35 protein-coding genes are annotated in these 24,708 nt (G+C 41.1%); 3 read left to right on the top strand and 32 right to left on the bottom strand.

Annotated features, from left to right (window positions below):
- Positions 1–7: 7 nt before the first annotated feature.
- Genes KUA50_RS14540 through KUA50_RS14520 form a run of 5 tightly spaced genes read right to left on the bottom strand, consistent with a single transcriptional unit; the run spans position 8 to position 5,145 of the window.
- Positions 8–973 carry an AAA family ATPase gene (locus tag KUA50_RS14540; protein ID WP_118116678.1) on the bottom strand — a complete coding sequence of 322 codons (966 nt, stop codon included), beginning with the start codon at positions 971–973 and terminating at the stop codon, positions 8–10.
- A 46-nt stretch (positions 974–1,019) separates the two neighbouring features.
- Complete coding sequence (locus tag KUA50_RS14535; RefSeq protein ID WP_318346049.1) at positions 1,020–2,405, bottom strand: DUF4350 domain-containing protein; 1,386 nt, start codon at positions 2,403–2,405, stop codon at positions 1,020–1,022.
- Positions 2,395–3,081, bottom strand: a complete 687-nt coding sequence (locus KUA50_RS14530; protein WP_218456460.1) for a DUF4129 domain-containing protein — start codon at positions 3,079–3,081, stop codon at positions 2,395–2,397. Before KUA50_RS14530 ends, KUA50_RS14535 begins: the two co-directional genes overlap by 11 nt.
- Positions 3,082–3,118: 37 nt before the next feature.
- Positions 3,119–4,099 (bottom strand): hypothetical protein, encoded by a 981-nt coding sequence (locus KUA50_RS14525; RefSeq protein ID WP_218456461.1) that lies wholly within the window; start codon positions 4,097–4,099, stop codon positions 3,119–3,121.
- 38 nt (positions 4,100–4,137) lie between these two features.
- On the bottom strand, positions 4,138–5,145 hold the full coding sequence (locus KUA50_RS14520) for a stage II sporulation protein M (RefSeq protein WP_022111374.1): 1,008 nt from the start codon (positions 5,143–5,145) through the stop codon (positions 4,138–4,140).
- 128 nt (positions 5,146–5,273) lie between these two features.
- Between KUA50_RS14520 and KUA50_RS14515 the strand changes: the two genes are divergently transcribed.
- Entirely contained in the window at positions 5,274–6,002 is a 729-nt protein-coding gene (locus KUA50_RS14515; RefSeq protein WP_218456462.1) for an RDD family protein, read from the top strand.
- 16 nt (positions 6,003–6,018) lie between these two features.
- On the opposite strand, the gene KUA50_RS14510 is transcribed toward KUA50_RS14515, so the two are convergent.
- Positions 6,019–9,084 carry a PEP/pyruvate-binding domain-containing protein gene (locus KUA50_RS14510; protein ID WP_218456463.1) on the bottom strand — a complete coding sequence of 1,022 codons (3,066 nt, stop codon included), beginning with the start codon at positions 9,082–9,084 and terminating at the stop codon, positions 6,019–6,021.
- 141 nt (positions 9,085–9,225) lie between these two features.
- On the opposite strand from KUA50_RS14510, the gene KUA50_RS14505 reads away from it, so the two are divergent.
- Both KUA50_RS14505 and KUA50_RS14500 read left to right on the top strand, forming a co-directional pair.
- The gene (locus KUA50_RS14505) at positions 9,226–9,999 is read left to right on the top strand and encodes a septal ring lytic transglycosylase RlpA family protein (protein WP_413777433.1); all 774 of its coding nucleotides are present in this window, start codon (positions 9,226–9,228) and stop codon (positions 9,997–9,999) included.
- 206 nt (positions 10,000–10,205) lie between these two features.
- Complete coding sequence (locus tag KUA50_RS14500; protein WP_218458245.1) at positions 10,206–11,411, top strand: IS256 family transposase; 1,206 nt, start codon at positions 10,206–10,208, stop codon at positions 11,409–11,411.
- A 133-nt stretch (positions 11,412–11,544) separates the two neighbouring features.
- On the opposite strand, the gene KUA50_RS14495 is transcribed toward KUA50_RS14500, so the two are convergent.
- From KUA50_RS14495 to rpsS, 26 genes are all read right to left on the bottom strand, one after another.
- On the bottom strand, positions 11,545–12,402 hold the full coding sequence (locus KUA50_RS14495; RefSeq protein ID WP_218457706.1) for a hypothetical protein: 858 nt from the start codon (positions 12,400–12,402) through the stop codon (positions 11,545–11,547).
- Between the two features lie 180 nt (positions 12,403–12,582).
- Positions 12,583–13,080: a 50S ribosomal protein L17 gene (gene rplQ, locus KUA50_RS14490; RefSeq protein ID WP_218457705.1), complete on the bottom strand. Its 498-nt coding sequence runs from the start codon at positions 13,078–13,080 to the stop codon at positions 12,583–12,585.
- A 28-nt stretch (positions 13,081–13,108) separates the two neighbouring features.
- Positions 13,109–14,104 carry a DNA-directed RNA polymerase subunit alpha gene (locus tag KUA50_RS14485; RefSeq protein WP_118116698.1) on the bottom strand — a complete coding sequence of 332 codons (996 nt, stop codon included), beginning with the start codon at positions 14,102–14,104 and terminating at the stop codon, positions 13,109–13,111.
- Positions 14,105–14,116: 12 nt separating this feature from the next.
- Entirely contained in the window at positions 14,117–14,722 is a 606-nt protein-coding gene (rpsD, locus tag KUA50_RS14480; protein WP_118116700.1) for a 30S ribosomal protein S4, read from the bottom strand.
- 50 nt (positions 14,723–14,772) lie between these two features.
- Positions 14,773–15,162: a 30S ribosomal protein S11 gene (gene rpsK, locus KUA50_RS14475; RefSeq protein ID WP_022122153.1), complete on the bottom strand. Its 390-nt coding sequence runs from the start codon at positions 15,160–15,162 to the stop codon at positions 14,773–14,775.
- A 20-nt stretch (positions 15,163–15,182) separates the two neighbouring features.
- The gene (rpsM, locus tag KUA50_RS14470; RefSeq protein WP_006848813.1) at positions 15,183–15,563 is read right to left on the bottom strand and encodes a 30S ribosomal protein S13; all 381 of its coding nucleotides are present in this window, start codon (positions 15,561–15,563) and stop codon (positions 15,183–15,185) included.
- A gap of 98 nt (positions 15,564–15,661) precedes the next feature.
- Complete coding sequence (gene rpmJ, locus KUA50_RS14465; protein WP_006848814.1) at positions 15,662–15,778, bottom strand: 50S ribosomal protein L36; 117 nt, start codon at positions 15,776–15,778, stop codon at positions 15,662–15,664.
- A 17-nt stretch (positions 15,779–15,795) separates the two neighbouring features.
- The gene (gene infA / locus KUA50_RS14460; protein WP_022109852.1) at positions 15,796–16,014 is read right to left on the bottom strand and encodes a translation initiation factor IF-1; all 219 of its coding nucleotides are present in this window, start codon (positions 16,012–16,014) and stop codon (positions 15,796–15,798) included.
- Positions 16,015–16,016: 2 nt separating this feature from the next.
- Positions 16,017–16,817 carry a type I methionyl aminopeptidase gene (gene map, locus KUA50_RS14455; RefSeq protein WP_022109853.1) on the bottom strand — a complete coding sequence of 267 codons (801 nt, stop codon included), beginning with the start codon at positions 16,815–16,817 and terminating at the stop codon, positions 16,017–16,019.
- A 15-nt stretch (positions 16,818–16,832) separates the two neighbouring features.
- The gene (secY, locus tag KUA50_RS14450; protein ID WP_118116704.1) at positions 16,833–18,170 is read right to left on the bottom strand and encodes a preprotein translocase subunit SecY; all 1,338 of its coding nucleotides are present in this window, start codon (positions 18,168–18,170) and stop codon (positions 16,833–16,835) included.
- A gap of 4 nt (positions 18,171–18,174) precedes the next feature.
- Positions 18,175–18,621, bottom strand: coding sequence for a 50S ribosomal protein L15 (gene rplO / locus KUA50_RS14445; protein ID WP_218457704.1), 447 nt, complete (start codon positions 18,619–18,621; stop codon positions 18,175–18,177).
- A 25-nt stretch (positions 18,622–18,646) separates the two neighbouring features.
- Positions 18,647–18,823 (bottom strand): 50S ribosomal protein L30, encoded by a 177-nt coding sequence (gene rpmD / locus KUA50_RS14440; protein ID WP_118116708.1) that lies wholly within the window; start codon positions 18,821–18,823, stop codon positions 18,647–18,649.
- Between the two features lie 16 nt (positions 18,824–18,839).
- The gene (gene rpsE, locus KUA50_RS14435; protein WP_218457703.1) at positions 18,840–19,352 is read right to left on the bottom strand and encodes a 30S ribosomal protein S5; all 513 of its coding nucleotides are present in this window, start codon (positions 19,350–19,352) and stop codon (positions 18,840–18,842) included.
- Positions 19,353–19,358: 6 nt separating this feature from the next.
- Positions 19,359–19,703, bottom strand: a complete 345-nt coding sequence (gene rplR / locus KUA50_RS14430; RefSeq protein ID WP_118116712.1) for a 50S ribosomal protein L18 — start codon at positions 19,701–19,703, stop codon at positions 19,359–19,361.
- Between the two features lie 18 nt (positions 19,704–19,721).
- Complete coding sequence (gene rplF / locus KUA50_RS14425) at positions 19,722–20,294, bottom strand: 50S ribosomal protein L6 (protein ID WP_118116714.1); 573 nt, start codon at positions 20,292–20,294, stop codon at positions 19,722–19,724.
- 14 nt (positions 20,295–20,308) lie between these two features.
- Positions 20,309–20,704 carry a 30S ribosomal protein S8 gene (gene rpsH / locus KUA50_RS14420; protein WP_118116716.1) on the bottom strand — a complete coding sequence of 132 codons (396 nt, stop codon included), beginning with the start codon at positions 20,702–20,704 and terminating at the stop codon, positions 20,309–20,311.
- A 76-nt stretch (positions 20,705–20,780) separates the two neighbouring features.
- Positions 20,781–21,083: a 30S ribosomal protein S14 gene (rpsN, locus tag KUA50_RS14415; RefSeq protein ID WP_118116718.1), complete on the bottom strand. Its 303-nt coding sequence runs from the start codon at positions 21,081–21,083 to the stop codon at positions 20,781–20,783.
- A gap of 5 nt (positions 21,084–21,088) precedes the next feature.
- Positions 21,089–21,643, bottom strand: a complete 555-nt coding sequence (rplE, locus tag KUA50_RS14410; RefSeq protein WP_022122149.1) for a 50S ribosomal protein L5 — start codon at positions 21,641–21,643, stop codon at positions 21,089–21,091.
- The gene (gene rplX / locus KUA50_RS14405; protein WP_118116720.1) at positions 21,643–21,960 is read right to left on the bottom strand and encodes a 50S ribosomal protein L24; all 318 of its coding nucleotides are present in this window, start codon (positions 21,958–21,960) and stop codon (positions 21,643–21,645) included. Before rplX ends, rplE begins: the two co-directional genes overlap by 1 nt.
- 19 nt (positions 21,961–21,979) lie before the next feature.
- Positions 21,980–22,345, bottom strand: coding sequence for a 50S ribosomal protein L14 (rplN, locus tag KUA50_RS14400; RefSeq protein WP_004369535.1), 366 nt, complete (start codon positions 22,343–22,345; stop codon positions 21,980–21,982).
- 2 nt (positions 22,346–22,347) lie between these two features.
- Positions 22,348–22,614 carry a 30S ribosomal protein S17 gene (rpsQ, locus tag KUA50_RS14395; RefSeq protein ID WP_006848827.1) on the bottom strand — a complete coding sequence of 89 codons (267 nt, stop codon included), beginning with the start codon at positions 22,612–22,614 and terminating at the stop codon, positions 22,348–22,350.
- A 2-nt stretch (positions 22,615–22,616) separates the two neighbouring features.
- On the bottom strand, positions 22,617–22,811 hold the full coding sequence (rpmC, locus tag KUA50_RS14390) for a 50S ribosomal protein L29 (RefSeq protein ID WP_006848828.1): 195 nt from the start codon (positions 22,809–22,811) through the stop codon (positions 22,617–22,619).
- Positions 22,812–22,813: 2 nt separating this feature from the next.
- Positions 22,814–23,242: a 50S ribosomal protein L16 gene (gene rplP, locus KUA50_RS14385; RefSeq protein WP_118116722.1), complete on the bottom strand. Its 429-nt coding sequence runs from the start codon at positions 23,240–23,242 to the stop codon at positions 22,814–22,816.
- 14 nt (positions 23,243–23,256) lie between these two features.
- Positions 23,257–23,985 (bottom strand): 30S ribosomal protein S3, encoded by a 729-nt coding sequence (gene rpsC / locus KUA50_RS14380; RefSeq protein WP_118116724.1) that lies wholly within the window; start codon positions 23,983–23,985, stop codon positions 23,257–23,259.
- 8 nt (positions 23,986–23,993) lie between these two features.
- A complete protein-coding gene (rplV, locus tag KUA50_RS14375) occupies positions 23,994–24,398 on the bottom strand; it encodes a 50S ribosomal protein L22 (RefSeq protein WP_218457702.1) in 405 nt (134 codons plus the stop codon).
- Between the two features lie 36 nt (positions 24,399–24,434).
- Entirely contained in the window at positions 24,435–24,701 is a 267-nt protein-coding gene (rpsS, locus tag KUA50_RS14370) for a 30S ribosomal protein S19 (RefSeq protein ID WP_006848832.1), read from the bottom strand.
- Between the last annotated feature and the right edge of the window lie 7 nt (positions 24,702–24,708).

Below are 24,708 nucleotides of genomic sequence, written 5' to 3'. Positions count from 1 at the left end.
TCTTCACTTACTTCGGCACCTCCACCTTATCTATCAGCCGTTGTGCCACCTTATAAGCTGTATAGCCTTCCATCTCAGCTTCTGCCGTAAGCATAAGTCGATGCTGCAAGATAGATGGTGTTACGAACTTGATGTCTTCTGGAGTGACAAAATCACGACCTTGCAAGAGAGCGTATGCCTTGCTCGCATGCAACATGGCAACTGAGGCACGAGGGGAAGCACCCAGATAAACGGCACGTGTGGTGCGGGTCTGCTGAACGATCTGTGTGATATAACGCAGAAGGCTCTCATCAACAACGACATGGTGCATATAAGAGCGCAACTGGAGCAATTCTTTCTTTGTCAACACAGGTTGGATATCAGTAAGTTTCACCAAATCAGTTTGATGTTCATGGCGCTTCAATATTTCCAGTTCCTCATCAGCCGTAGGATAACCCATCGTTACTTTCATGAGAAATCTGTCGAGCTGCGCTTCGGGTAAGCGATAAGTTCCTTCTTGTTCCACAGGATTCTGGGTAGCAAGGATGGTATAAAGGTCACCCATCTTGTGGGTACAGCCATCTATGCTGACCTGACGTTCTTCCATCACCTCGAAAAGAGCAGCCTGAGTCTTTGCTGGTGCACGGTTGATTTCATCCACCAATACAATATCAGCAAACACAGGACCTTCATGGAACTCAAACTCCTGATTCTTGACATTGAAAATATTTGTACCCAACACATCACTCGGCATCAAGTCGGGAGTAAACTGTACACGACTAAACTTGGCATCTACCAACCGGGCCATCAATCGTGCCAAAAGGGTTTTGGCAACTCCAGGCACACCCTCCAAGAGCACATGACCATTAGCCAAGAGGCAAGTCAAGACCAGATCCACCGCCTTGTCCTGTCCTACTATCACCTTGGATATTTCTTCACGAAGACACTCTATCTTTTCTGAAAAAAGAGTCAAATCCAATCTTTGTTCTTCCATTGTTTCCTATGATTTTAAATAAAAGACTTACTTTTCTTATCCTACGCTAACCATTCTTAGCGTGCCTAACTATAGTATCCATTGCATCTATCAAACTCCGCATTTCTTCAACTGAGATATTGCCCTCCGAATGTAGGACCAAGCGAATTTGTCGAATCACCTTCTTCAATCTATCGCTGTTCATACCTGTTTTCTCTGCAAGGAGCAGATATTCACGGTCATCAGTATTCACATCAGATATGTCCACACCAGCCGTTTTTCTCAATTCCTCTGCGAAGAGTTTAAACTTTTTCCTGACCAAATCCACATGATCCTTACGTTGATAGTAGAGTGTTCCAATGAGTTGGATAAACTCCAAAGACCGATTGGCAGGCTTCGACATGATAGGGATGACCCGTTGCCTACGACGAGCGGTAAATATCATAAAGAGAACGACACCCAACAGCGCAAGATAAAGAGCCCATCGCAATGGTGGGCGCTTGATGAACTCCCGGAATGGAGATTGCTCCGCCACAAGCATGGCATCGGTCTTGACATACGCCTCCGTTCTATACACAGGCAAATCCGCCAGATAAGACATCAATCGGAATATATAGACAGATGTGTTGCCTTCCAACATTCCATAGTTGGTGAAAAGCAATGGCGAAGAGACAAAAATGACCTCACCCTTGCCGTACGGAACAGACACCGCCACAGGTATTTTCTTGATGGCGAAAGTATCGATTCGCTCTATCCTTTCTTTTTTATCCACAATAGTGTCAAAGCGAGTAAAATCTCCGACATACAAAGAGTCATGTTTGTAATCATACCCTGCCGTTGACAAAGTATAAGCCAGTCTTTTCACCTTTGGAACGGAATCCACGAAAAGGGTTCCACCTACCATGTTGTAGAACATTCTATAAGACTGAGCTGCATACATCGTCTCCCGGTTATTCCAATAAATGGTATCGTACATATCATTGTCATGCGCTTTGAGACCGGCTAAGATGCCACGTAACGAAAAGTACAGTCCGTCTTCTATTCTCACCTTGAAGGTACGTTCCAATTCATCCACCACTACCGTATCGGCATTCCGACCATCATCTAAACTACTTGAAGCAACCACCATGACCTTGCCACCACGGCGAGCGATATTGCAGAGGTACTTGACATCCAACTGTTTCAAATCTTGCTGATCCACGACCATCAACACGGAGATTTTCTCCTTGGCATGCTCCTGATCAAGTTGGAAAAACGTCTTTTTCGTCACGTGATAGCCATTGGGCAAAGATTGGGTCAAGACACTGTCAAAGACAAAACAGCCCAAAGGTTGCTTATCTACATGGCTAAAGGTAGGAGACCATACGAACTTCTTGGGCAGATTGACTTGCAAAAGACAGAACAGCACAAAGAGGACTAACATGGCAAAAAGGAAATTACGACTACTTTTCATCACGACCTCCTTCCTTCTTGAAAGTTCCTACATTTTGTTCGGCAGAACCATCTCTACCTGAGTTCTTTACAAAGTTATCCACACTTGCCTGCAGATTGTGCATATCTCGAATCATGTCCTTGTCAGCACCAAAGCCACCATAGCGAACTCGCACAAACAGACTGGTCATTCTCTTGAAGTCGGCCTGTCGGAACTCAAACGTATATTGAGTAGGAGTCTTGAAAGGTTGCCACTCTATTTGGTGATAGTCACTCAAAGACTTCAATGTCTGAAGATACATCAATCGCAATGCCTCACGGAAATTTTCATTTTCCAAAGCTTTTTCTATTTCACTTGGGAAATCAATGCCATATATCGTATCTTCCGTAACCTCGTATTCCATCGGTTTCCTTCGTCCAGAACGAGCGAACAGCTCAGGATGCTTCCACAAGAGGAACGCCAAGACAGCTCCCAATGCCGCCAATCCGATACATATCCATAAAGTGTCTTGATGGTCCTGATAGAAATTGCTGCCAAAGATATTCTCGAAAAATTCGTTCAGCCTTTTCGCTACCCAGTCCATCAAGCTATCTTGGGAAGGCACTAACTCTCGACCATAAGCGTAATCGTCATCCCGCCGCCAAACTTGCAGTCGGGCGGTATCAATAACCAAGGTGTCGGAAGGATTGGAAAACATATCTCTCTACAACAAATATAAATAATGTATAAAATGATTAGACTTTGAATAGATCGTCATCATCCTGACTCTTGTCTGCCATTTCCTCAAAATCGTCAATACCTTGACCAACGGACATATCATCAAGTTTCTCGGCGGCATGACTATAGAGATAACCCGTACTGATAAAAAACAAGTTGTAAATCAAATAAGAGCCTATCCACATGACAACGCCAAAGATATATTGGAGAATAACAAAGGCAACACTACCAACAAATGTTTCCTCACCTACATAATCCTGCACGAATAGCGTCTTGACAAAGATACACACCTCCCAAGGCATGACAAAGACAACAGAAACGACATTCGACAACAGGCTCAAGACAAATCCCAAGCCAAAGATTCCTCCCCATGTGCTCCATCCCAAGCGAAAGCCACGAACATAAGCATGCCATACAGAGATATCCTCAAATATATAGGTAGGTGTAACCAATATCAAAGGTACACCAAAAGCAACGACCGCCGCAACTGCCAAGAAGCAAAAGATGGCTGTCATCGCTCCAGAATTTATCGCTGCCCCTAAAGCTATCACGGTAAAAAAGACTGCCAAGAACACGATGCCTATCAGAAAACCAACCAGTCCGCATTTGAACAAACGCCAAGCATTTCGGCGGAAAGAAGGTTTCAACTCCTGGAAAGTAACACCTTGCAAGCCCTCGTCGTGAGCATTATAAAACTGCATCATAGAAAAAACAACCGTTCCTATCCAAATATAAGCTGCCAAAGAAGTTGGCAGCAAGAGGGCGTAAGAAAAGAGCATACTGTAACTGAGTTCATCACTAAACATGGAATTACCAGAACTAACATCCACCATATTTTGCATCAAACTGTTCAGCGACAAGGCTCCTACGAATGCCAACGGCAAGATACCATACAAAGCATAACGAAGCAGTATTTTCCAATTCTGCTTGACAAACTCGAAAGTGACATTAAACTTCTCTCCGAAATCCCTCTCTTTGTAAAATACGATTTTATCCATAAGCTATCTTTATTAAATAATTCAAAACTGACTGGTTCTTAATGAATGAAGTTGTAATCTAAAGGACATTCTTTTCTGCCTATCAACTTACTTTTTCTTTGCCGATGTCTGATCTGGGGTAAAACCACAAAATAACCTATGACAAAGACGAAAGAGACGATGATAATCGACAAGCGAAAATAATTAGAAATTTCCGTATGTCGTGTTACAAATCCTTCGATAAAACCAGCGAATATAAATATAGGTACAGTACCGACAATAATCTTCATTCCCCTTTTCGCACCATGACGAAAAGATACGATTCGCGAATACGTGCCAGGGAACAGCCAGCTGTTACCCATCGCCAACCCTGCCGCTCCTGCAATAATCAATGCCGAAATCTCAAGTGTTCCATGAAGGAAGACGGCAAGAAAAGATTCATACAAGAGACCATGCTGGGCGAAGAATGTCTCAAAGCATCCCAACATCACACTGTTTTGGAATATCAGAAAACCCGTGGCGATACTGGTAAATATACCAGAAACAAATTCCAGGAATGACACCCTAATGTTATTGAGGGTAATGCCCAAGAACATATTCAGTTCATCTCCACCATCATAAACCGCCATCGGTTTTCCATCCTTGATATTCTGCAATGTCATATCCACATAATAATCTCCTAATATAATACGACAAAAGTCGGTATCAAAGCATTGGGATACCACACCGATGAATACACTGATGAAGAATATGCAGAAAGAAGCCAAAAGTAACTTTCGAGCCTCAAACATCGTCAAAGGAATTTCCTGCGTCCAAAACGTAATCAGGCGAGACCACTTCTCCCGTTTGTTACGATAAATGGAATTATGAAGGCTTGAAGCCAGGTTGTTGAGATAAAGGGTAATACGAGAATTAGGGTAATGTGTTTGCGCAAAAGCCAAGTCAGATGTAAGGTCGGTATAAGTATCGGCCAAAACATCAGGCGTTTGGGAAGCGGCATCGTCAATAATGATCTCTGCACGTTGCCATTTATCTATGTTATTTCTTATAAAGGCAAATTCTTTCACAATTCTTTTATTATAAGGGAAAATTCGGTTACGATTATTTTATTTTTCCTAAAAATTGATGCAAATTTAAGTAATTATTCTTATATTTGCAAACAATTTAAGCATTATCTTCTTAAAACAAAGGAAAAATGACAAATTCAAACATCATAACCAATCAATTTGTAAGAATCAACCAAACGCCAGCGAGTATCGGTGAACGAGTGTTGGCTCGCATCCTTGACACCATATTCATATCTTTTGGATTCACTGGTGTCTATTTTTTGTTTGATGGGCTTATGGGGAGCATGGACGAAACACGTTGGCTCATGTTCTTATTCTTTATGCTTGTCATATTTATCTGGATGTATGATTTCTGGTGGGAAACATTCAACAACGGACAGACTCCGGGGAAATATATCATGAAGTTAAGAGTCATCAACAAGAATGGGTCACGACCAACCATGGGCTCTTTTTTCATGAGATGGCTTCTCAGCACAATAGACGTAGGATGTGGGGGCATTGGCATGCTCTTCATCTTACTCACCAAAAATTCACAACGATTAGGAGACTTGGCGGCAGGAACAATGGTTATCAAACTTACCGACATCCGAAAGATACACATCTCCCTGGACGAATTCTATTATGCCAAGAAAGATTACCATCCTGTATATGAGGAAGCCAAGAATCTCTCACAAGCACAAGTCGCCGTCATAGAGAAAGCCCTGTATTCCTCCAATGGCAACCATGAAAACCAAATAGAGACCTTGGCAGATAAAGTCGCGAAGTTCCTCAAGGTGCAGCCCAAAGAAAATAGCAAGGAAAAATTCCTTGCTACCATTCTTTATGACTATAATTATTATCTCATGGAATTAATCTAAACTACCCATGCATCCATCATTTCGGCCGAGGTGCCGTAACTTGAGAACCAGGCAGGAGCACAGCACCCTCCTGCTTCTTGCCATCCATCAAGATTCTCATCGGATGCTCGAAGCGAACATGGCGCACATACTGCGTTTCCTCTACCGCCGGCATCACATCCAATATCTCCTTATTGACGAATCCTCCTTCTTCTGTGTTTGTATCTACCGTAAAGTAACCTACCCCGAAAGAGGTAAGATTCTGGAAGAAATGGGTGCCCTGACTTGGGTCGATATTATAGTTCTTCAACGCTACTTCTACGATGACACGGGCAGCACTGATATGCGGCCACTTGACCGGAACGCCTAAATAATGATCGCTTGAACCCCAGCGGCCAGGTCCTATCAAGACGTAATTCTTTCCTTCGGCAAGGAACTTGCGGTTGATTCGTTCAATATCATCAGCCACATAGAAATTGTTCATCGCAGAGAACTGATCATCATATTTAACATAGACTACATCTGTGACGTCCTCACTGATTCCATGTCCCAATGAATTGTGGGAACGGAGCAGACAATCTGCATCTGGTATCGCCTTCACATCCTCATCAAGCATCTCCTTAGCATCCACTATCGGACGAATCTGGAGGAGATAGAACTCGCAGGTTTTATCATCATTGATATTGCATGCAAACTCGATTTCCACAGGACGGCGCATCGCCTCGGATCCAGATTTCATCGACATCTGCATCAGCTCCGGCAGTGGTACCACGCCATGCTGGAGTACACTGGCAAAGGTAATCAGCTTTCTTCCTGTTTCATACACGCCATCATTGATGACTTGATCGTATGGGTCGAAAGTAGAGGCGATATAGGTAAGACTCTGGTCTTCTACCGCATCCTTCACACGGAGCTTGAGGATATTGAAGCCATCATCCACCTTGAAATCCTCACCCACATGTTGCATGTCGAGAGCATAGAACTGGGTTTGGGTATCACGCAAAGCCATCTCCATCTCTGAAGTTTGTAGCACTTGGGTTGGATGATAAGGGCAAACTCTCAAGGTTTGTCCGCCATCAACGATATATTTCCCCAATCCAAGAGCCAGACTGGCAATACCTTCCTCCGCCGTCTCATCACCAATCGGATAATAATTGAGGGAGCGTAGCACACCACTCATCGTCGGATAAAACCGGTCGCCATAATCCTTACCTACTACCTGTTGCAGAATGACAGCCATTTTTTCCTGATCAATCACATTGCTGGTAGCTGTCATATACGCCTTCGAATCACGATAGAAAACAGAAGCATATACTCCCTTTATCGCACAAGCCAACATCTGGAGCATCTGATACTTATCCTCCAGATATGGAATCATATAGGTGGAATAAATACCTGCGAAAGGCTGATAGTGAGCATCCTCAAGAAGCGAACTGGAGCGGATGGCAATAGGACTCTTCGTTGCCTCAAAGAAAGTGAAAAAGTCAGCAATCAGGGAATCCGGTAACTGAGCATGAAGGAAATGCTTCAATATCTCCTCATCACTTGCATCACTTAAAGCTATCGGATAGAGATTATTGCTCATCATAAACTCATCAAAAATATCAGTACAAAGCACGACTGTTTTTGGAATCTGAACAGTGGCATTCTCATACTGATTAAACTCCGGATGGCGCTTGATGATATTGTCGAGGAAAGCCAGACCTCTACCCTTTCCACCCAAGGAGCCTTCACCGATACGGGCAAAGTGGGCATACTTATCGAACTTCATTCTATCAAAGACTGCCACGACTCCAAGATTTTTCATATGACGATATTGCACAATGGCATCAAAGATAATCTGACGGTGGGCATCCACATCTTGAAGTTTTTGCCAGGTGACATGCTTCAAGAAAGCAGATACAGGGAAGATGGCCCGGGCGCACAACCAACGGCTCATGTGATTACGACTGATGTGATAAAGCATCGAGTCGTTAGGAATATTGAAAATATTATCCTGCAGTTCCTTCAAACTGCGGATACGCATGATCTCCTCATGAGTCTTCGGATCTCTGAAAATGAAATCGCCAAAGCCCATATGTTCCTCCATCAAACGGCGCAAATCTACACTCATCTTCTTGGAGTTCTTATCTACAAAACGAAAACCTTCAGCCTCTGCCTTTGCTCGATTTTCACTCTCAGAACTCTCAAGGATAAGGGGCACAAAGGAATCATTCTTTCGGATATAACGGAAAAGTTGCAAACCCGCATCTGGACATTTTTCACGACCAAAGGTATCTGTTCCATGCTTTGGCTGCACATCCTCATCCACAACATTACCAAAAGCTTTGGCTGCACTCTTTAATGGAAAACGTGCATCACTAATGACACCAAGGGTATTATCTGAGTACTTATCATACAGTTTTTGGGCCTCTTCATAAGTACGTGCCAATACCACTTTCGGTCGACCACGCATACGCATGGTAGCTGCATGACGATTCAGCGCTTCTTTGGAAAAGTTCTTACTCTGTTCAAGAATATAATTATAAAGGTTTGGAAGAATAGAACTATAGAAACGTATAGAGTCTTCTACCAAAAGTATCATCTGGACACCTGCCTCCTGAATATCATGCTCCAAATTCATCTTATCCTCTATCAACTTAATAATAGAAAGGATCAAGTTAGTATTACCCAACCAGCAGAATACATAATCGAAGATACTCAAATCCTCATTCTGCATACGCTTGGTGATACCATGAGAGAATGGAGTCAACACAACACAGTGGATATTAGGAAACTTACCTTTGATATCGCGAGCAACATCAAAAGCATCATTATCCGCATTACCTGGCATACAAATCACCAGATCTACAATTGTAGAACGCAAGACTCCAGCAGCCTCTTCTGTGGTAGAAACTTGGGTAAAAGTTGGCGGATAACGTAATCCTAACTCCATATACTCATTGTATATCTTTTCTTCAATACGCCCATCGTCCTCTAACATGAAGGCATCATAAGGGTTAGCTACAATAAGTACATTGTATATGCGACGCATCATCAGATTAACAAATGATACATCCTTTAAATAGAATTTATTCCACTCTTGAGGTACATTATTCTCCATAATTGTAAGATTTAGCAATGCAAAGATACTGTTTTTCTTATATTTACTTGCATTTTTCAACATATTTTTTTAAATTTGCAGCATTATAATAGAATTTAAAGATATATTACGCTGTAAAATCAATAGATAAAACCATAAACTATGTTTAGATTTAAAGAAGCATTTCTTGCTAAATATAAAGGAAAAGCGATAGCAGGCATTAAAGAGGGAGGAAAAATCCTCCTGAAAATCTTGCCGTGCTTTTTCACTATATTCAGCATGCCGTGTATGGCGCAAAAGCAGCATGGAAAAGCATCCTATTATTCAAAAAAGATAACGGGAGCCAGGACTGCCAGTGGACAGAAACTTCACCACGACAGTTTGACGTGCGCCCATAGATTCTATCCATTTGGCACCATGCTGAAAGTAACAAATCTCAGTAATAAAAAAACGGTTATAGTGAAGGTTACAGACAGAGGACCCTATGGTAGAGGACGAATTATAGATCTCTCGTGGGGTGCAGCTAAAGCTATAGGTATGTTATCACAAGGTGTAGCTACTGTAAAAGTAGAAATGATAGACAAGCCTATTCCTTATCGCCCAGAAGATCCAAAATTACCTCATATCGACTTTGAGGTAGCAGAATCAGACTATGATTTTCCGCAGAAATGGAATCACAAAGAAAAACATGAGAGTAAGCCACACCAACATGGAGCAGAAGCTGGTAAACAAGAACATAAAAACAAACATCAAAAGGATATTAAAGAAGAACAACAAGAACATAAAAACAAAATAGGAAACTTCTCTGAGCATAAAAACAAAACCGGGAACTTTGTTGAGCAAAAACATAATTCAGAACATAAACATAATACGGAACAAAATCATAAAACAGAACACTATCAAAGCAAAGAAGGAAATAAGACAAAAAGGAAATAGAATAAACAAAGATAAAGAATAATTTGAGATAATCATTTTCAAAATAAAAGCAAAAAAGCCTCAGTAAGACAACTTCAAAATCTTACTGAGGCTTTTAAATATCCTAAATACTATTCTCCAAAATAAGTAGGAGAAAATGAATGTCGAGAGTGTAAATTAAACTGTGTCAAGCTACAATAAAAGTAGTTTAACACAGTTTTTATATTATGGACAACTTAGAAATTGATTACAAGAAAGCAGCTCAGCAGTTGCGTAGTGGTGAAGCCTTATTTGGCAAGGACGGAGCATTAGCTCCATTGTTAGAGCGTATTCTCAACTCAGCTCTCGAAGGTGAGATGGACGCTCATTTAAGTGAAGAGGAACGCTCTTCCGGCAACCGTCGTAATGGTAAGATGAGTAAGAAGGTTCAAACAAAATATGGTGAGGTCACTATAGAGACTCCTCGTGACCGAGACGGAACTTTCCAACCTGAGACCGTAAAGAAGCGTGAGACTATTCTTGCCAATGGCATGGCAGACCAGATTATTGAGATGTACGCCATGGGCACCAGCACACGTGACATCAGCAGCTACTTTGAGCGTGAGTTCAACACAACTCTATCAGCCGATACTATCAGCTCTATAACAGACCGTGTATTACCCGAAATCACCGTCTGGAAGTCTCGCATGCTCGATCCTGTATATGCCATTTGCTGGCTTGATGCTATCCATTATAAGGTAAAGGATGAGAATGGCAGAGCTGTCACACGAGCCATTTACAACATTCTTGGTATCAACAAGGAAGGCCAAAAAGAACTGTTAGGTATGTATGTGTCTAAGAGTGAAGGAGCTAACTTCTGGCTAGAAGTTCTTACGGATCTTCAGAACCGTGGTGTTCGAGACATCTTGATTTGTTGTATTGATGGTCTCAAAGGCTTCCCAGATGCCATCCAAAGCGTATTTCCTGAGAGTTCTGTGCAGCTCTGTATTGTCCATCAGATACGCAATTCTATCAAGTATGTTGGCAGTAAGCATCAAAAGGAGTTTATCAAGGATTTAAGAACAGTATATGGTGCAGTAAACAAAGACTCCGCTGCTGCTAATTTAGACCTGTTAGAGTCTAAGTGGGGAGAGATGTACCCAATTGTCATCAAGTCATGGCGTGACAATTGGGAACGTCTGACAGAGTATTTCCAATATACTCCAGCCATCCGTAAACTCATTTATACGACCAATACGGTTGAGGGGTATCACAGACAGGTAAGAAAGGTCACAAAGACTAAAGGGGTCTTTCCTACGGATAATTCTTTGGAGAAGCTTGTGTACTTAGCTTACCGCAACATCCGTAAGAAATGGACTATGCCACTGGCAAATTGGGGACAACTTTCTCAACAATTGGCAATAAAATTTGGAGATAGATTTAAAATTATGTAACTTTGCAGCCGAAAAGGCTTCCCTGCTGGGGGCATGCCCCCAGCAGGGAGTGGGAATGAAAGTTAAGAACAAGCCTTGACACAGTTTAATTTACACCCCCTGAATGTCTTAAGAAACTAAGAAAACACTAACACTATTTAGTCGTAGGTATATTAAATTCATTCACCTTAGAAATTGCTTTATCTCCATGAATTACAGATACACAAAATCGAGCAATACCTGGCTTTAAACGTGAGTCCGCCTTTACCATAGCAGTATAACGAATACCTTTACCGGCATCTATTTTTTCCACATGTATATTTGGAGATATGTAGATATGCTTATTTCCTGTGGTTTCAACAACTGTAGGAACTACATCATAGACAGGAAGATTTCCACGATTGAAGACTTCAAATATAACTTTGCAAGTTTCATTTCTATTCAACTTATTATCTTGATTGGCATCTACAAAGCGAGCATTGACGATCTCCAATAAAGGACAATAAGAAAAACCTGCATTATTAATTTCTTCAACAGTACTGCTTGAACTTGGATAAGAAGTTATGGGCTGTTGAGCACTATACGAACCGGTATAATCAGAACCGGTAAAATCATATAATCTATCGTCTCCACTATTAGTAGAATCAAATCCACTGTTAGTGTTAGGATTATATAAATAGGTATCATCAGCTTTTCGAGAAGACCTATCATATCCTTGGTTTCTTTGATAATCTACATCTTGTCTATGACGGATACGCTCCCGTCTTTGTTGAATACGCTCCTCTTGTTGCTGATCAGCCTGATTACCTATAGCCGCACCTACAGCAGCACCACCAGCCATACCAATGATTGTACCAATATCAGAGCCACGAGGGCCACCAGCTATTCCACCAATAGCAGAACCTAAAATAGAACCAAACGATCCACCAACATATGCGCCACTACCAGTATAAGTTCCACAACTACTAAGAAGTAACGCAGAACTAAATAATAAAATCAAAGGCTTTTTCATATCTAAATAAAATTAAATCCTACATTTGTGAACATACTATATATTCATTTGATGGTGCAAAAATAAGAAATAAAAAGCAAAGTCTAACAACAAAATCCCTAAAAATATAGGGAAAATCCCTAAAAAACAAAAAAGCGCTTTCATCAAAAAGATGAAAGCGCTCATATTGAGATATTGAAATTATTCAGCCTTTGGAGCTTCCCCAGCTACAGTCTCTGCAGCTGCATTCTCTGCAACTGGAGCATCCTCAGCCTTAGCCTTGCGGCTACGACGAGTCTTTTTAGCTGCTGCCTTAGGAGTCTTAGCCATGTTCTCATCAAAGTCAACAAGCTCGATGAATGCGATTTCAGCAGCGTCACCCTGACGAGTACCCAACTTGATAACACGTGTGTAACCACCAGGACGATTAGCTACCTTCTCTGCAACCTCACCAAAGAGAGCCTTAACAGCATACTTGTTCTGAAGATAACGGAAAACAACACGACGTGAAGTTGTTGTATCATTCTTTGAACGAGTAATTAATGGCTCAACATACTTCTTAAGAGCCTTTGCCTTTGCAAGAGTCGTAGTGATTCTTTTGTGCTCACTCAAGATAAGAGATGTTGCCATGTTAGCCAACATTGCGTTACGATGAGAAGCAGTACGACCTAAATGGTTGAATTTTTTATTATGTCTCATTTTAATTTAAATCATTTAAGACAAGAGATTAACCTTCCTTGTCTAATTTATACTTTGAAATATCAGTCCCAAAAGAAAGATTCAGACTCTCGAGCAAATCATCAAGCTCAGAAAGCGATTTCTTACCAAAGTTGCGGAACTTCAAGAGATCAGTCTTATTATACTGAACCAAATCACCTAAGGTCTCTACATCAGCTGCCTTCAAACAGTTGAGAGCACGAACACTAAGATTCATATCTACGAGACGAGTCTTAAGCAATTGACGCATATGAAGAACTTCTTCATCAAACTCCTGATTACTCTCTTGGTCTGGACTTTCAAGAGTAATTTTCTCATCAGAGAAGAGCATAAAGTGATAAATGAGAATCTTCGCAGCCTCTTTCAATGCATCCTTTGGACTAATGGAACCATCTGTTGTAACTTCAAGAGTCAGCTTGTCATAATCAGTTTTCTGTTCAACACGATATGGCTCAACTGCATACTTTACATTACGAATAGGGGTGTAGATGGAATCGATTGGGAGAACGTTGACGTCAGTGCAGAATTGACGATTCTCATCAGCAGGAACGTAACCACGACCCTTGTTAATAGTAAGATCAATCTGCATCGAAGCTTTGGCATCTAAATGACAAATCACCAAATCAGGGTTTAACACTTCAAATCCAGTCAGATACTTACCAATATCACCTGCCTTGAATTCTGTAGAATTCTCAACGGTGATACTAACTTTTTCATTCTCGAATTCTTCTACTACTTGCTTGAATCGAACTTGCTTGAGATTCAAGATAATGTTGGTAACATCTTCCTTCACACCAGGAACTGAAGAAAATTCATGCTCAACACCACTAATACGGATAGTATTGATTGCATAACCCTCCAGCGATGAAAGGAGAATGCGGCGTAAGGCGTTACCAATGGTAACACCAAAGCCAGGCTCTAAAGGACGGAATTCAAACTTACCGAACTTATCATCAGCCTCCAGCATTACTACTTTATCAGGTTTTTGAAATGCTAATATCGCCATTAATTTAATGATTTATTTAGAGTACAACTCAACGATTAACTGCTCCTTAATGTTCTCTGGGATATCGGCACGCTCTGGCTTGTGCAAGAATTTACCGCTCTTAGAATTGTCATCCCATTCGATCCATGGATATTTGCTATGATTGAAACCAGCAAGTGCTGCCTCTACAACTTCGAGAGATTTAGACTTCTCACGAACACCGACAACCATACCTGGCTTAACAGCAAAAGAAGGAATGTTAACTACCTTGCCATCAACAACGATGTGCTTGTGACCAACCAACTGACGAGCTGCTGCACGAGTTGGAGCGATACCCAAACGGAAAACAACGTTATCAAGACGGCTTTCAAGATTCTGAAGGAGAACCTCACCGGTAATACCATCAGCCTTAGCTGCCTTTTCGAACATATTACGGAACTGACGCTCTAACACACCATAAGTGTATTTAGCTTTCTGCTTCTCTGCCAACATGACACCGTACTCAGACATTTTTCTGCGACGGTTATTGCCATGCTGTCCAGGAGGGAAGTTTCTCTTGGACAAAACTTTGTCTGCGCCGAAGATTGGTTCACCAAAACGGCGTGCAATTTTAGATTTCGGACCTATATATCTAGCCATAATATTAATAAAATGCTATAATTAATGTATCTTAAATACTATATAAAGCGTTATACACGACGACGCTTAGGAGGACGACAACCATTATGTGGTAATGGAGTTACGTCAACAATCTCTGTAACCTCGATACCTGCACCATGGATAGCACGGATAGCAGACTCACGACCATTACCAGGACCCTTAACGTATGCCTTAACCTTGCGAAGACCAAGATCAAAAGCTACCTTAGCACAATCCTCAGCTGCCATCTGAGCTGCATAAGGAGTATTCTTCTTAGAACCACGGAAACCCATCTTACCTGCAGAAGACCAAGAGATAATTTGACCCTCATTATTAGCAAGAGATACAATAATGTTATTGAATGAGCTATGTACGTGGAGCTGACCAATAGCGTCAACGCGTACGTTTCTCTTCTTAGATGTTGCTTTTTGCTTTGCCATAATTAATTTCCTCCTTAGAATTACTTAGTAGCCTTCTTCTTATTAGCAACAGTCTTCTTCTTACCCTTGCGAGTACGAGCATTATTCTTTGTGCTCTGACCACGAACAGGAAGACCATTACGATGTCTAACTCCACGATAACAACCAATATCCATCAGTCGCTTAATGTTCATTTGAATCTCAGAACGGAGATCACCTTCAACTTTGAACTCAGCGCCGATAATTTCACGGATCTTGGCTGCCTGATCGTCAGACCATTCGCTGACTTTCAAGTCACGGTTTACACCTGCCTTATCCAATATCTTTGCTGAACTACTTCGACCAATACCATAGATATAGGTCAATGCGATTTCGCCACGCTTATTCTGGGGCAAATCTACTCCAACAATTCTTATTGCCATTGTTTAATAAAAAATTAAAAAATTAATACCTTTCGTTAAAAGCGGTGCAAAAGTACGACTTTTTTTTCAAATAGCCATGCTTTTACAAAACTTTAACATTAACCCTGACGTAATTTCATCTTAGGGTTCTTCTTGTTGATAACGAACAGACGACCTTTACGACGAACTATCTTACAGTCTGCTGAACGCTTCTTTAATGATGCTCTTGTCTTCATAACCTTATATATAAATATTATTTATATCTAAAAACAATTCTACCCTTTGTAAGGTCATAAGGGCTCATTTCAACCTTAACCTTATCACCAGGCAAAATTTTGATGTAATGCATTCTCATCTTACCAGAGATATGAGCTGTAATATCAACACCATTCTCTAATTCTACCCGGAACATAGCGTTAGATAACGACTCTACAATTGTTCCGTCTTGTTCAATAGCGGCTTGTTTTGCCATAATTAAAATTTTTGTCCTTCTAAATGTTCAACTTCTACGAATGAAGATAAAATTTCAGCTTTACCTTTTCGAACAACTATCGTATGCTCAAAATGAGCAGCAGGTTTGTGATCCAAAGTTACAATACTCCATTTATCAGCAAGCATACCTATCTTACGATTTCCCATAGTAACCATTGGCTCTATGGCTATACACATTCCTGATTTTAGTAAAATGCCATTTCCCTTACTTCCATAATTAGGAACAGGAGGATCTTCGTGCATTTCTTTACCAATACCATGACCTGTAAGTTCTCGTACGATACCATACCCGAACGATTGGCAGTAATCTTGTATCGCAAAACCAATGTCACCAATGTGATTTCCAGCTACGGCTTGTTCAATTCCTAAAAATAACGATTTTTTAGTGACTTCAAGCAATTTACGTTTTTGATCGGAAATATCACCGACCGCAAATGTATAACAGCTATCACCATTATATCCATCAAGTAATGTTCCGCAATCAATAGAAATTATATCTCCATCATCAAGAACATCATTGTCAGAAGGAATACCATGTACTACAACATCATTAATAGATGTACAAATACTAGCAGGAAAAGACTCTCCATATGGATTAGGAAAATTTTTAAACGTTGGAATAGCACCATGATCACGGATAAATTCCTCTGCTATCCTATCCAAATGAAGAGTCGTCACACCTGGTTTTATATGTTTACCTAATTCTGCAAGAGTTAAACCAACGAGTTGGTTTGCCTTGCGCATTAGATTAATTTCATCCTCTGTCTTCAGAAATATCTTCATTTCAAAAGAAAAAGATTAATATGCAGCAACACCACCTTGGCGGGTATGGCCTGAATTTAAAAGACCATCATAGTGGCGCATAAGCAAATGACTCTCGATCTGCTGTAAGGTATCTATAACAACACCTACTAAAATCAACAGAGAGGTTCCTCCAAAGAATTGAGAGAATGCCTGTTGAACATCGAGAAGCCCTGCAAGTGCAGGCATAATCGCAATAAATGCTATAAATAAAGAACCTGGTAAAGTAATACGAGACATTACGGTATCAATGTACTCAGCAGTATCCTTTCCTGGTTTTACACCTGGAATGAAACCATTGTTACGCTTCATATCCTCAGCCATCTGAGTAGGGTTCAATGTAATAGCAGTATAGAAATATGTAAATGCAATAACCAAGATTACATAAACAACATTATACAACAAACTGCGATTATCCATCAACTGCTGAACAACACTGGAAGCATTTTCAGACTGATAGCGAACTATCGCCAATGGAATGAACATCAAAGCCTGTGCAAAGATAATAGGCATTACGTTGGCAGCAAAAAGTTTCAAAGGAATGTACTGACGCGCACCACCATATTGCTTATTGCCAACCAGACGCTTAGCATACTGAACAGGTATTTTACGAGTACCTTGCACCAAAAGAATAGAAGCACAAACTACAGCATAAAGGATTAAAATCTCAACAATAAACATAATCAGACCACCACCAGAAATTGCCTGCAAACGAGAAGTAACCTCCTGAACGAATGCCTGTGGCAAACGGGCGATAATACCAATCATAATAATCAGAGAAATACCATTACCAACACCTTTATCAGTAATACGTTCACCTAACCAAAGGATAAACATACTTCCTGCTGCAAGAATAATAGTAGCCGGAATCATGAAGACCGTCCAACTGATACCAGTTGCCAAAGCATTAGCTGCTTGCATCTTCAAGTTCAAAAGGTAACTAGGAGCCTGAAAGACCAGAATGGCTACTGTCAGGACTCTAGTGTACCATTGTATTTTTTTGCGGCCACTTTCACCTTCACGCTGCATCTTCTGGAAATAAGGTACAGCGACAGCAAGAAGCTGCATAACAATTGAAGCTGAGATATAAGGCATAATTCCTAATGCAAAAATAGACGCATTGGAAAATGCACCACCAGAGAACATGTCCAAAAGCGACATAAGACCGCCAGAGGTCTGCGACTGAAGTTTTTCCAACATGCTCGGATTGATACCAGGAAGTACGACAAACGAGCCAAAACGGTAAATAGCCGTAAACAGAAGAGTAATGAGGAGTCTCTGACGGAGGTCCTCAATCTTCCAACAGTTCTTTAGTGTCTCAATAAACTTTTTCATTTACTTAGATTATAGTTGCGTTACCACCTACTGCCTTGATTGCTTCTTCGGCAGTCTTTGAGAAAGCATTAGCTTCAACTTCCAATTTTGCTTTAAGTTCACCATTGCCGAGAACCTTAACGAGGACCTTACCATTAGTAAGACCAGCCTCTTTAAGTTCAGCAATACCAATCTTAGTAAGGTTCTTTGCCTCAGCAAGAGCCTGAAGAGTAGAAAGGTTTACAGCAAAATACTCCTTATGGTTGATATTCTTGAAACCAGCCTTTGGAACACGACGCTGCAATGGCATCTGACCACCTTCGAAACCAATCTTTCTCTTATAACCAGAACGAGCCTTGGCACCCTTGTGACCACGGGTAGAAGTACCACCGAGTCCAGAACCTGGACCACGACCAATACGACGACGTGAGTGGGTTGAACCTTCAGCAGGTTTTAAATTATTTAATTTCATAATCGTTCCTAATTTAAAAGATTAATTAATCTACTACATTAACGAGGTGATGAACCTTACGGATCATACCACGGTTGCTAGGAGTATCCTCTACCTCAACAACCTGAGAAATCTTGTGGAGACCAAGACAAGCGAGTGTACGCTTCTGATCTACCGGAGCACCGATTTTACTCTTAATCTGCTTGACTTTAATTGTTGCCATATTCGATAAATCCTAATTAACCGTTAAATACTTTATCCATACTGATACCACGCTCACCTGCAACAGTGTATGCATCACGCATCTGAGCAAGAGCAGCGATAGTAGCCTTTACAAGGTTGTGTGCGTTAGAAGAACCCTTTGACTTAGCAATAACGTCCTTAACACCGACACTCTCAAGTACAGCACGCATAGCACCACCGGCCTTCAAACCGGTACCGGCAGCAGCTGGCTTAAGAAGAACCTTAGCACCACCAAAAGCTACCTCAACCTCATGAGGAACAGTACCCTTTAAAACTGGAACTTTTACCAAATTCTTCTTGGCAGCCTCAGTACCCTTAGCGATAGCAGCAGTAACTTCGCCAGCCTTACCAAGACCATAACCGATAACGCCATTACCGTCACCAACAACGACGATAGCAGCGAATGTGAAAGTACGACCACCTTTAGTAACCTTAGTTACACGGTTGATAGCAACCAAGCGATCCTTAAGTTCTACATCACTATTAACTTTTACTTTATTCATTGCCATAATCGTTTAAAATTTAAGACCACCCTTACGAGCACCATCAGCCAACTCCTTAACACGACCATGGTAAAGATAACCATTACGGTCGAAAACTACTGACTCTACACCAGCAGCCTTTGCCTTTTCAGCAACGAGCTCGCCTACCTTAGCAGCCTGCTCCTGCTTAGGCATCTTCTCCAAACCGAGTGAAGAAGCAGAAGCAAGTGTGGTACCTGTCAAATCATTAATAACCTGAGCGTAAATCTGCTTGTTAGAGCGGAAAACACTAAGACGTGGACGCTCAGCTGTTCCATTAACATTCTTACGAATACGGAACTTTATCTTAATTCGTCTTTCTACTTTCTTTGTTGTCATAATCGTAAATAATTAAAATTACTTAGCTGAAGCACTCTTACCAGACTTTCTGCGAATAACTTCACCCTTGAACAAGATACCCTTACCCTTGTAAGGCTCAGGCTTACGGAAAGAACGAATTTTTGCACAAACGAGTCCTAACAACTGCTTGTCACAAGACTCCAATGTAATGATTGGGTTCTGATTTCTTTCAGACTTAGTCTCAACCTTAATCTCCTTAGGTAACTGAATGAAGATAGGGTGTGTATAACCTAAAGCAAATTCGATGAGATTACCCTGATTTGAAACACGGTAACCAACACCAACCAACTCCATAGTCTTAGAATAACCAGCGCTAACACCAACAACCATGTTGTTAACGAGAGAACGATACAAACCATGGAAAGCCTGTTTCTGCTTAGAATTAACAGGACTATTTTCATCAATCTCAAATACAATGTGACCATCTGCAACATTCATCTTGATAGATGGATCAATCCACTGAGAAAGTTCACCCTTAGGGCCTTTTACAGACACTACATTAGAATTAGCATCAAAATTAACGGTAACACCTGCAGGGATACTAATTGGCAATTTTCCTATTCTTGACATATTCAATCCTCCAATTAATAAATATAGCAAAGAACCTCACCACCAATCTTAAGATCAGCAGCCTCTTTGTCTGTCATTACACCTTTGGATGTAGATAAGATAGCAATACCTAATCCGTTAATAACTCTTGGCATGTCCTTATAACCAGTATACTTACGCAAACCTGGAGTAGAAACACGCTTCAAACACTTAATAGCGTTTTGCTTAGTAGTTGGATTGTACTTCAAAGCAACTTTGATAGTACCCTGAGGACCATCCTCTACAAACTTGTAGTTAAGGATGTAACCTTTCTCGAAGAGGATCTTAGTGATCTCTTTCTTCAAGTTAGACGCAGGAACTTCTACAACACGGTGATGAGCCATGATTGCATTTCTGAGTCTTGTCAGATAATCTGCTATTGGATCTGTCATAAAAATAAAATGTTTAATTAATCGGGACGCCCCCGACAATATTAAATAAAATAAATCTTTCTAACCTAAAAGGGGATTACCAGCTAGCCTTCTTAACGCCTGGAATCAAACCTGCAGAAGCCATCTCACGGAACTGGATACGAGAAAGACCGAACTGGCGGATATAACCCTTTGGACGACCAGTGATCTTGCAACGATTGTGAAGACGGATAGGGTTTGCATTCTTTGGAATAGCCTGAAGCTTACGAGCTGCCTCGTATGCTTCAGCTGGGTCATTAGAAGTTGCAATAATCTTTTTCAGTGCTTCGCGCTTTTCAGCGTAACGAGCTACAAGCTTTGCACGCTTAACCTCGCGAGCTTTCATTGATTCTTTTGCCATATCTCTTAGTCTTTATTTGCGTTCTTGAATGGAAGACCGAATGCCTTCAAAAGAGCAAAACCTTCTTCGTCAGTCTTAGCTGTTGTAACGAAGGTAATGTTCATACCCTGGATGCGATCGATTTCATCGATATTGATCTCAGGGAAGATGATCTGCTCAGTAATACCCAAAGTGTAATTACCACGACCATCAAACTTGCTTTCAATACCCTTGAAGTCACGGATACGAGGAAGAGAAACACGAACGAGCTTCTCCAAGAACTCATACATACGCTCACGACGCAATGTAACCATAACACCGATAGGCATCTTCTTACGAAGTTTGAAGTTTGCGATATCCTTTTTAGAATATGTAGCAACAGCCTTCTGACCTGTAATTGCTGTAATCTCATTAATAGCTACATCAACAATTTTCTTGTCCTGTGTAGCATCACCGAGACCCTGGTTGATAACAATCTTCTTCAATACAGGAATCTCCATAGCAGAAGAGTAGTTGAACTGCTTCTGCAAAGCTGGAGCGATTGTCTCTTTATATACTTTCTTTAACTGTGCTGTATCCATTACTTGATTTCCTCCCCTGACTTTTTAGCGATGCGAACAACATTTTTACCCTCATGCTTGATAGCTACTCGTGTAGCCTTGCCACTCTTAGGATCGATCAAGCTTAAATTAGAGATATGAATAGGAGCCTCTTGCTTTACGATGCCTCCCTGAGGATTCTTAGCAGAAGGCTTCATGCTCTTAGATACCATGTGTACGCCTTCTACAATGGCACGATTCTCATCAACGAGAACCTTGAGCACCTTACCAGTCTTGCCCTTATCTGCACCGGCAATAACGATAACATTATCGTCTTTCTTTATATGTAACTTACTCATTACTTTAAATTTTTAATAATTAAAGAACCTCAGGTGCCAAAGAAACGACTTTCATGTTGACTGCACGGAGCTCACGAGCAACAGGACCGAAGATACGGCTACCACGAAGCTCACCAGCATTATTGAGCAATACACAAGCGTTATCATCGAAACGGATGTAAGAACCATCAGCACGACGAATTTCCTTCTTTGTGCGAACAATCAAAGCCTTTGATACTGCACCTTTCTTCAAATCACTTGATGGAATAACGTTCTTGACAGAAACGACAATCACGTCACCAACACTTGCGTAACGACGGCCTGTACCACCGAGAACTCGAATGCAAAGAGCCTCGCGAGCACCGCTGTTATCACATACTGTAAGTCTTGATTCTGCTTGTATCATAATTACTTAGCTTTTTCTACGATTTGTACTAATCTCCATCTTTTTGTCTTAGACAGAGGACGAGTTTCCATGATCATAACAGTATCACCTACGTTAGCCTCATTATTCTCGTCATGTGCATGGTACTTCTTTGTCTTCTGGACAAACTTACCATAAATAGGGTGCATCTCCTTGAACTTAGCTGCAATAACAATGGTTTTATCCATTTTGTTGCTAATAACAACACCCTGTCTTACTTTTCTTAAATTTCTTGTTTCCATCTGGACCATTATTATTTGTTAAGTTCTCTCTGACGAAGTTCAGTTTTCATGCGTGCGATATCACGACGAGCAACCTTAATCTCTGATGGATTCTCAAGTGGAGTTACATTGTGGTTGATCTTCTTCTTGTTCAAAGCGTCAACTGCTGCCTCCAACTTCTCAACCAATTCCTTGGTTTCGATATTTTTAATTTCTGCGATCTTCATAATTAAGCGTTTTTATCGTAATCACGTCTAACAATAAACTTAGTCTTAACAGGAAGTTTCTGTGCTGCAAGACGAAGACCCTCTTTAGCAACATCAAAACTAACTCCCTCTACTTCGAAGAGAATGCGACCTGGTGTAACAGGAGCAACCCATCCTGCAGGATCACCCTTACCTTTACCCATTCGGACATCAGCAGGCTTACGAGTGATTGGCTTATCAGGGAAGATACGGATCCACACCTGACCCTGACGATTCATGTAACGGTTCAATGCTACACGAGCTGCCTCTATTTGACGGCTATCGATCCACTTTGGCTCAAGAGTTTTGATACCGAAAGAACCGAATGCCAATTGTGTACCTCTGTGAGCGTTGCCTTTGTTGCCACGTCCATCTTGAGGTCTTCTATATTTTACTCTTTTTGGCTGTAACATGATAGCTTTCTAATTTAACGGTTATTGTTTTTCTTGCGATTACCACCACGGTTTGAACGACCGTTACCACGGTTGTTGCCCTTGTTATCAGCAGTAAAGTTAGGAGTAAGATCAGCCTTACCATAAACTTCACCACGGCAAATCCAAACCTTGATACCAAGCAAGCCTACCTTAGTAAGTGCCTCGCACTGGCAATAATCGATGTCTGCGCGGAATGTGTGAAGAGGAGTACGACCCTCTTTGTACATTTCCTTACGTGCCATTTCTGCACCATTCAGACGACCTGTAATCTGAATCTTGATACCCTCAGCACCAGCACGCATTGTGTTAGCAACTGCCATCTTGATAGCACGACGATAAGCAATCATATGCTCGATCTGGCTAGCGATGTTCTTACCTACAATAGTAGCATCAAGCTCAGGCTTCTTAACCTCGAAGATGTTGATCTGAATATCTTTCTTATAAAGCTTCTTCAACTCTTCCTTCAACTTATCTACATCCTGACCACCTTTACCAATGACAATACCTGGACGGGCTGTACAAATAGTAATGGTAACAAGTTTCAATGTACGCTCGATAACGATACGAGAAACACTTGCCTTAGCAAGGCGCTCGTTAAGATACTTACGGATTTTCTGATCCTCTACGAGGTTATCACCGAAGTTCTTACCACCGAACCAATTTGAATCCCAACCACGGATAATACCAAGTCGGTTACTTATCGGATTAACTTTCTGTCCCATTCTACTATTTATTTATCGTCATTAGTTTTTGCATCAACAAAAAGAGTAACATGGTTAGAACGCTTGCGAATTCTATAACCACGACCCTGTGGTGCAGGTCTCATACGTTTCATTGTAACGCCTTCATCAACAAAGACCTTACTGATATAAAGCTCACCATCCTCAGCTTTGCGATCATTCTTAGCTTCCCAGTTAGCGATAGCTGAACGGAGTAATTTCTCAACGTCAGCAGATGCCTGCTTCTTAGAGAAGCGAAGTACTCCGAGTGCACGGTTAACCTCCATACCACGAATCATGTCTACAACGTAGCGCATTTTACGTGGAGAAGAAGGAACACCTACCAACTTAGCGAAGTACAAGTTTTTACGGGCCTCTTTCAATTTCTCAGCCGCAATATGTTTTCTTGCTCCCATTATTTACTTAATATTTTAAATGGTTTAACCCTTAGTTTACTTTCTGTTACCAGAGTGGCCACCGAAACGACGAGTTGGAGCGAACTCTCCAAGCTTGTGTCCTACCATATTCTCTGTAACATAAACAGGGATAAATTTGTTACCGTTATGAACTGCAACAGTATGTCCTACAAAATCAGGAGATATCATTGAAGCTCTAGCCCATGTCTTAACAACATTCTTCTTGCCACTTTCGTTCATTGCAAGAATTTTCTTCTCCAAAGAAACGTTGATATATGGACCTTTTTTAAGTGAACGACTCATAATTTAC

Origin of the sequence: Segatella hominis, assembly GCF_019249725.2 — a bacterium.
GTDB lineage: Bacteria > Bacteroidota > Bacteroidia > Bacteroidales > Bacteroidaceae > Prevotella.
Note: the sequence above shows the minus strand (reverse complement) of the source record. Positions and strands in the feature narration are given on the sequence as shown.

Coding starts and splice junctions, on each gene's coding strand:
- KUA50_RS14540 (WP_118116678.1), bottom strand. CDS start 973: ATGGAAGAACAAAGATTGGATTTGACTCTTTTTTCAGAAAAGATAGAG.
- KUA50_RS14535 (WP_318346049.1), bottom strand. CDS start 2,405: ATGAAAAGTAGTCGTAATTTCCTTTTTGCCATGTTAGTCCTCTTTGTG.
- KUA50_RS14530 (WP_218456460.1), bottom strand. CDS start 3,081: ATGTTTTCCAATCCTTCCGACACCTTGGTTATTGATACCGCCCGACTG.
- KUA50_RS14525 (WP_218456461.1), bottom strand. CDS start 4,099: ATGGATAAAATCGTATTTTACAAAGAGAGGGATTTCGGAGAGAAGTTT.
- KUA50_RS14515 (WP_218456462.1), top strand. CDS start 5,274: ATGACAAATTCAAACATCATAACCAATCAATTTGTAAGAATCAACCAA.
- KUA50_RS14510 (WP_218456463.1), bottom strand. CDS start 9,084: ATGGAGAATAATGTACCTCAAGAGTGGAATAAATTCTATTTAAAGGAT.
- KUA50_RS14505 (WP_413777433.1), top strand. CDS start 9,226: ATGTTTAGATTTAAAGAAGCATTTCTTGCTAAATATAAAGGAAAAGCG.
- KUA50_RS14500 (WP_218458245.1), top strand. CDS start 10,206: ATGGACAACTTAGAAATTGATTACAAGAAAGCAGCTCAGCAGTTGCGT.
- KUA50_RS14495 (WP_218457706.1), bottom strand. CDS start 12,402: ATGAAAAAGCCTTTGATTTTATTATTTAGTTCTGCGTTACTTCTTAGT.
- rplQ (WP_218457705.1), bottom strand. CDS start 13,080: ATGAGACATAATAAAAAATTCAACCATTTAGGTCGTACTGCTTCTCAT.
- KUA50_RS14485 (WP_118116698.1), bottom strand. CDS start 14,104: ATGGCGATATTAGCATTTCAAAAACCTGATAAAGTAGTAATGCTGGAG.
- rpsD (WP_118116700.1), bottom strand. CDS start 14,722: ATGGCTAGATATATAGGTCCGAAATCTAAAATTGCACGCCGTTTTGGT.
- rpsK (WP_022122153.1), bottom strand. CDS start 15,162: ATGGCAAAGCAAAAAGCAACATCTAAGAAGAGAAACGTACGCGTTGAC.
- rpsM (WP_006848813.1), bottom strand. CDS start 15,563: ATGGCAATAAGAATTGTTGGAGTAGATTTGCCCCAGAATAAGCGTGGC.
- rpmJ (WP_006848814.1), bottom strand. CDS start 15,778: ATGAAGACAAGAGCATCATTAAAGAAGCGTTCAGCAGACTGTAAGATA.
- infA (WP_022109852.1), bottom strand. CDS start 16,014: ATGGCAAAACAAGCCGCTATTGAACAAGACGGAACAATTGTAGAGTCG.
- map (WP_022109853.1), bottom strand. CDS start 16,817: ATGAAGATATTTCTGAAGACAGAGGATGAAATTAATCTAATGCGCAAG.
- secY (WP_118116704.1), bottom strand. CDS start 18,170: ATGAAAAAGTTTATTGAGACACTAAAGAACTGTTGGAAGATTGAGGAC.
- rplO (WP_218457704.1), bottom strand. CDS start 18,621: ATGAAATTAAATAATTTAAAACCTGCTGAAGGTTCAACCCACTCACGT.
- rpmD (WP_118116708.1), bottom strand. CDS start 18,823: ATGGCAACAATTAAAGTCAAGCAGATTAAGAGTAAAATCGGTGCTCCG.
- rpsE (WP_218457703.1), bottom strand. CDS start 19,352: ATGGCAATGAATAAAGTAAAAGTTAATAGTGATGTAGAACTTAAGGAT.
- rplR (WP_118116712.1), bottom strand. CDS start 19,703: ATGACAACAAAGAAAGTAGAAAGACGAATTAAGATAAAGTTCCGTATT.
- rplF (WP_118116714.1), bottom strand. CDS start 20,294: ATGTCAAGAATAGGAAAATTGCCAATTAGTATCCCTGCAGGTGTTACC.
- rpsH (WP_118116716.1), bottom strand. CDS start 20,704: ATGACAGATCCAATAGCAGATTATCTGACAAGACTCAGAAATGCAATC.
- rpsN (WP_118116718.1), bottom strand. CDS start 21,083: ATGGCAAAAGAATCAATGAAAGCTCGCGAGGTTAAGCGTGCAAAGCTT.
- rplE (WP_022122149.1), bottom strand. CDS start 21,643: ATGGATACAGCACAGTTAAAGAAAGTATATAAAGAGACAATCGCTCCA.
- rplX (WP_118116720.1), bottom strand. CDS start 21,960: ATGAGTAAGTTACATATAAAGAAAGACGATAATGTTATCGTTATTGCC.
- rplN (WP_004369535.1), bottom strand. CDS start 22,345: ATGATACAAGCAGAATCAAGACTTACAGTATGTGATAACAGCGGTGCT.
- rpsQ (WP_006848827.1), bottom strand. CDS start 22,614: ATGGTCCAGATGGAAACAAGAAATTTAAGAAAAGTAAGACAGGGTGTT.
- rpmC (WP_006848828.1), bottom strand. CDS start 22,811: ATGAAGATCGCAGAAATTAAAAATATCGAAACCAAGGAATTGGTTGAG.
- rplP (WP_118116722.1), bottom strand. CDS start 23,242: ATGTTACAGCCAAAAAGAGTAAAATATAGAAGACCTCAAGATGGACGT.
- rpsC (WP_118116724.1), bottom strand. CDS start 23,985: ATGGGACAGAAAGTTAATCCGATAAGTAACCGACTTGGTATTATCCGT.
- rplV (WP_218457702.1), bottom strand. CDS start 24,398: ATGGGAGCAAGAAAACATATTGCGGCTGAGAAATTGAAAGAGGCCCGT.
- rpsS (WP_006848832.1), bottom strand. CDS start 24,701: ATGAGTCGTTCACTTAAAAAAGGTCCATATATCAACGTTTCTTTGGAG.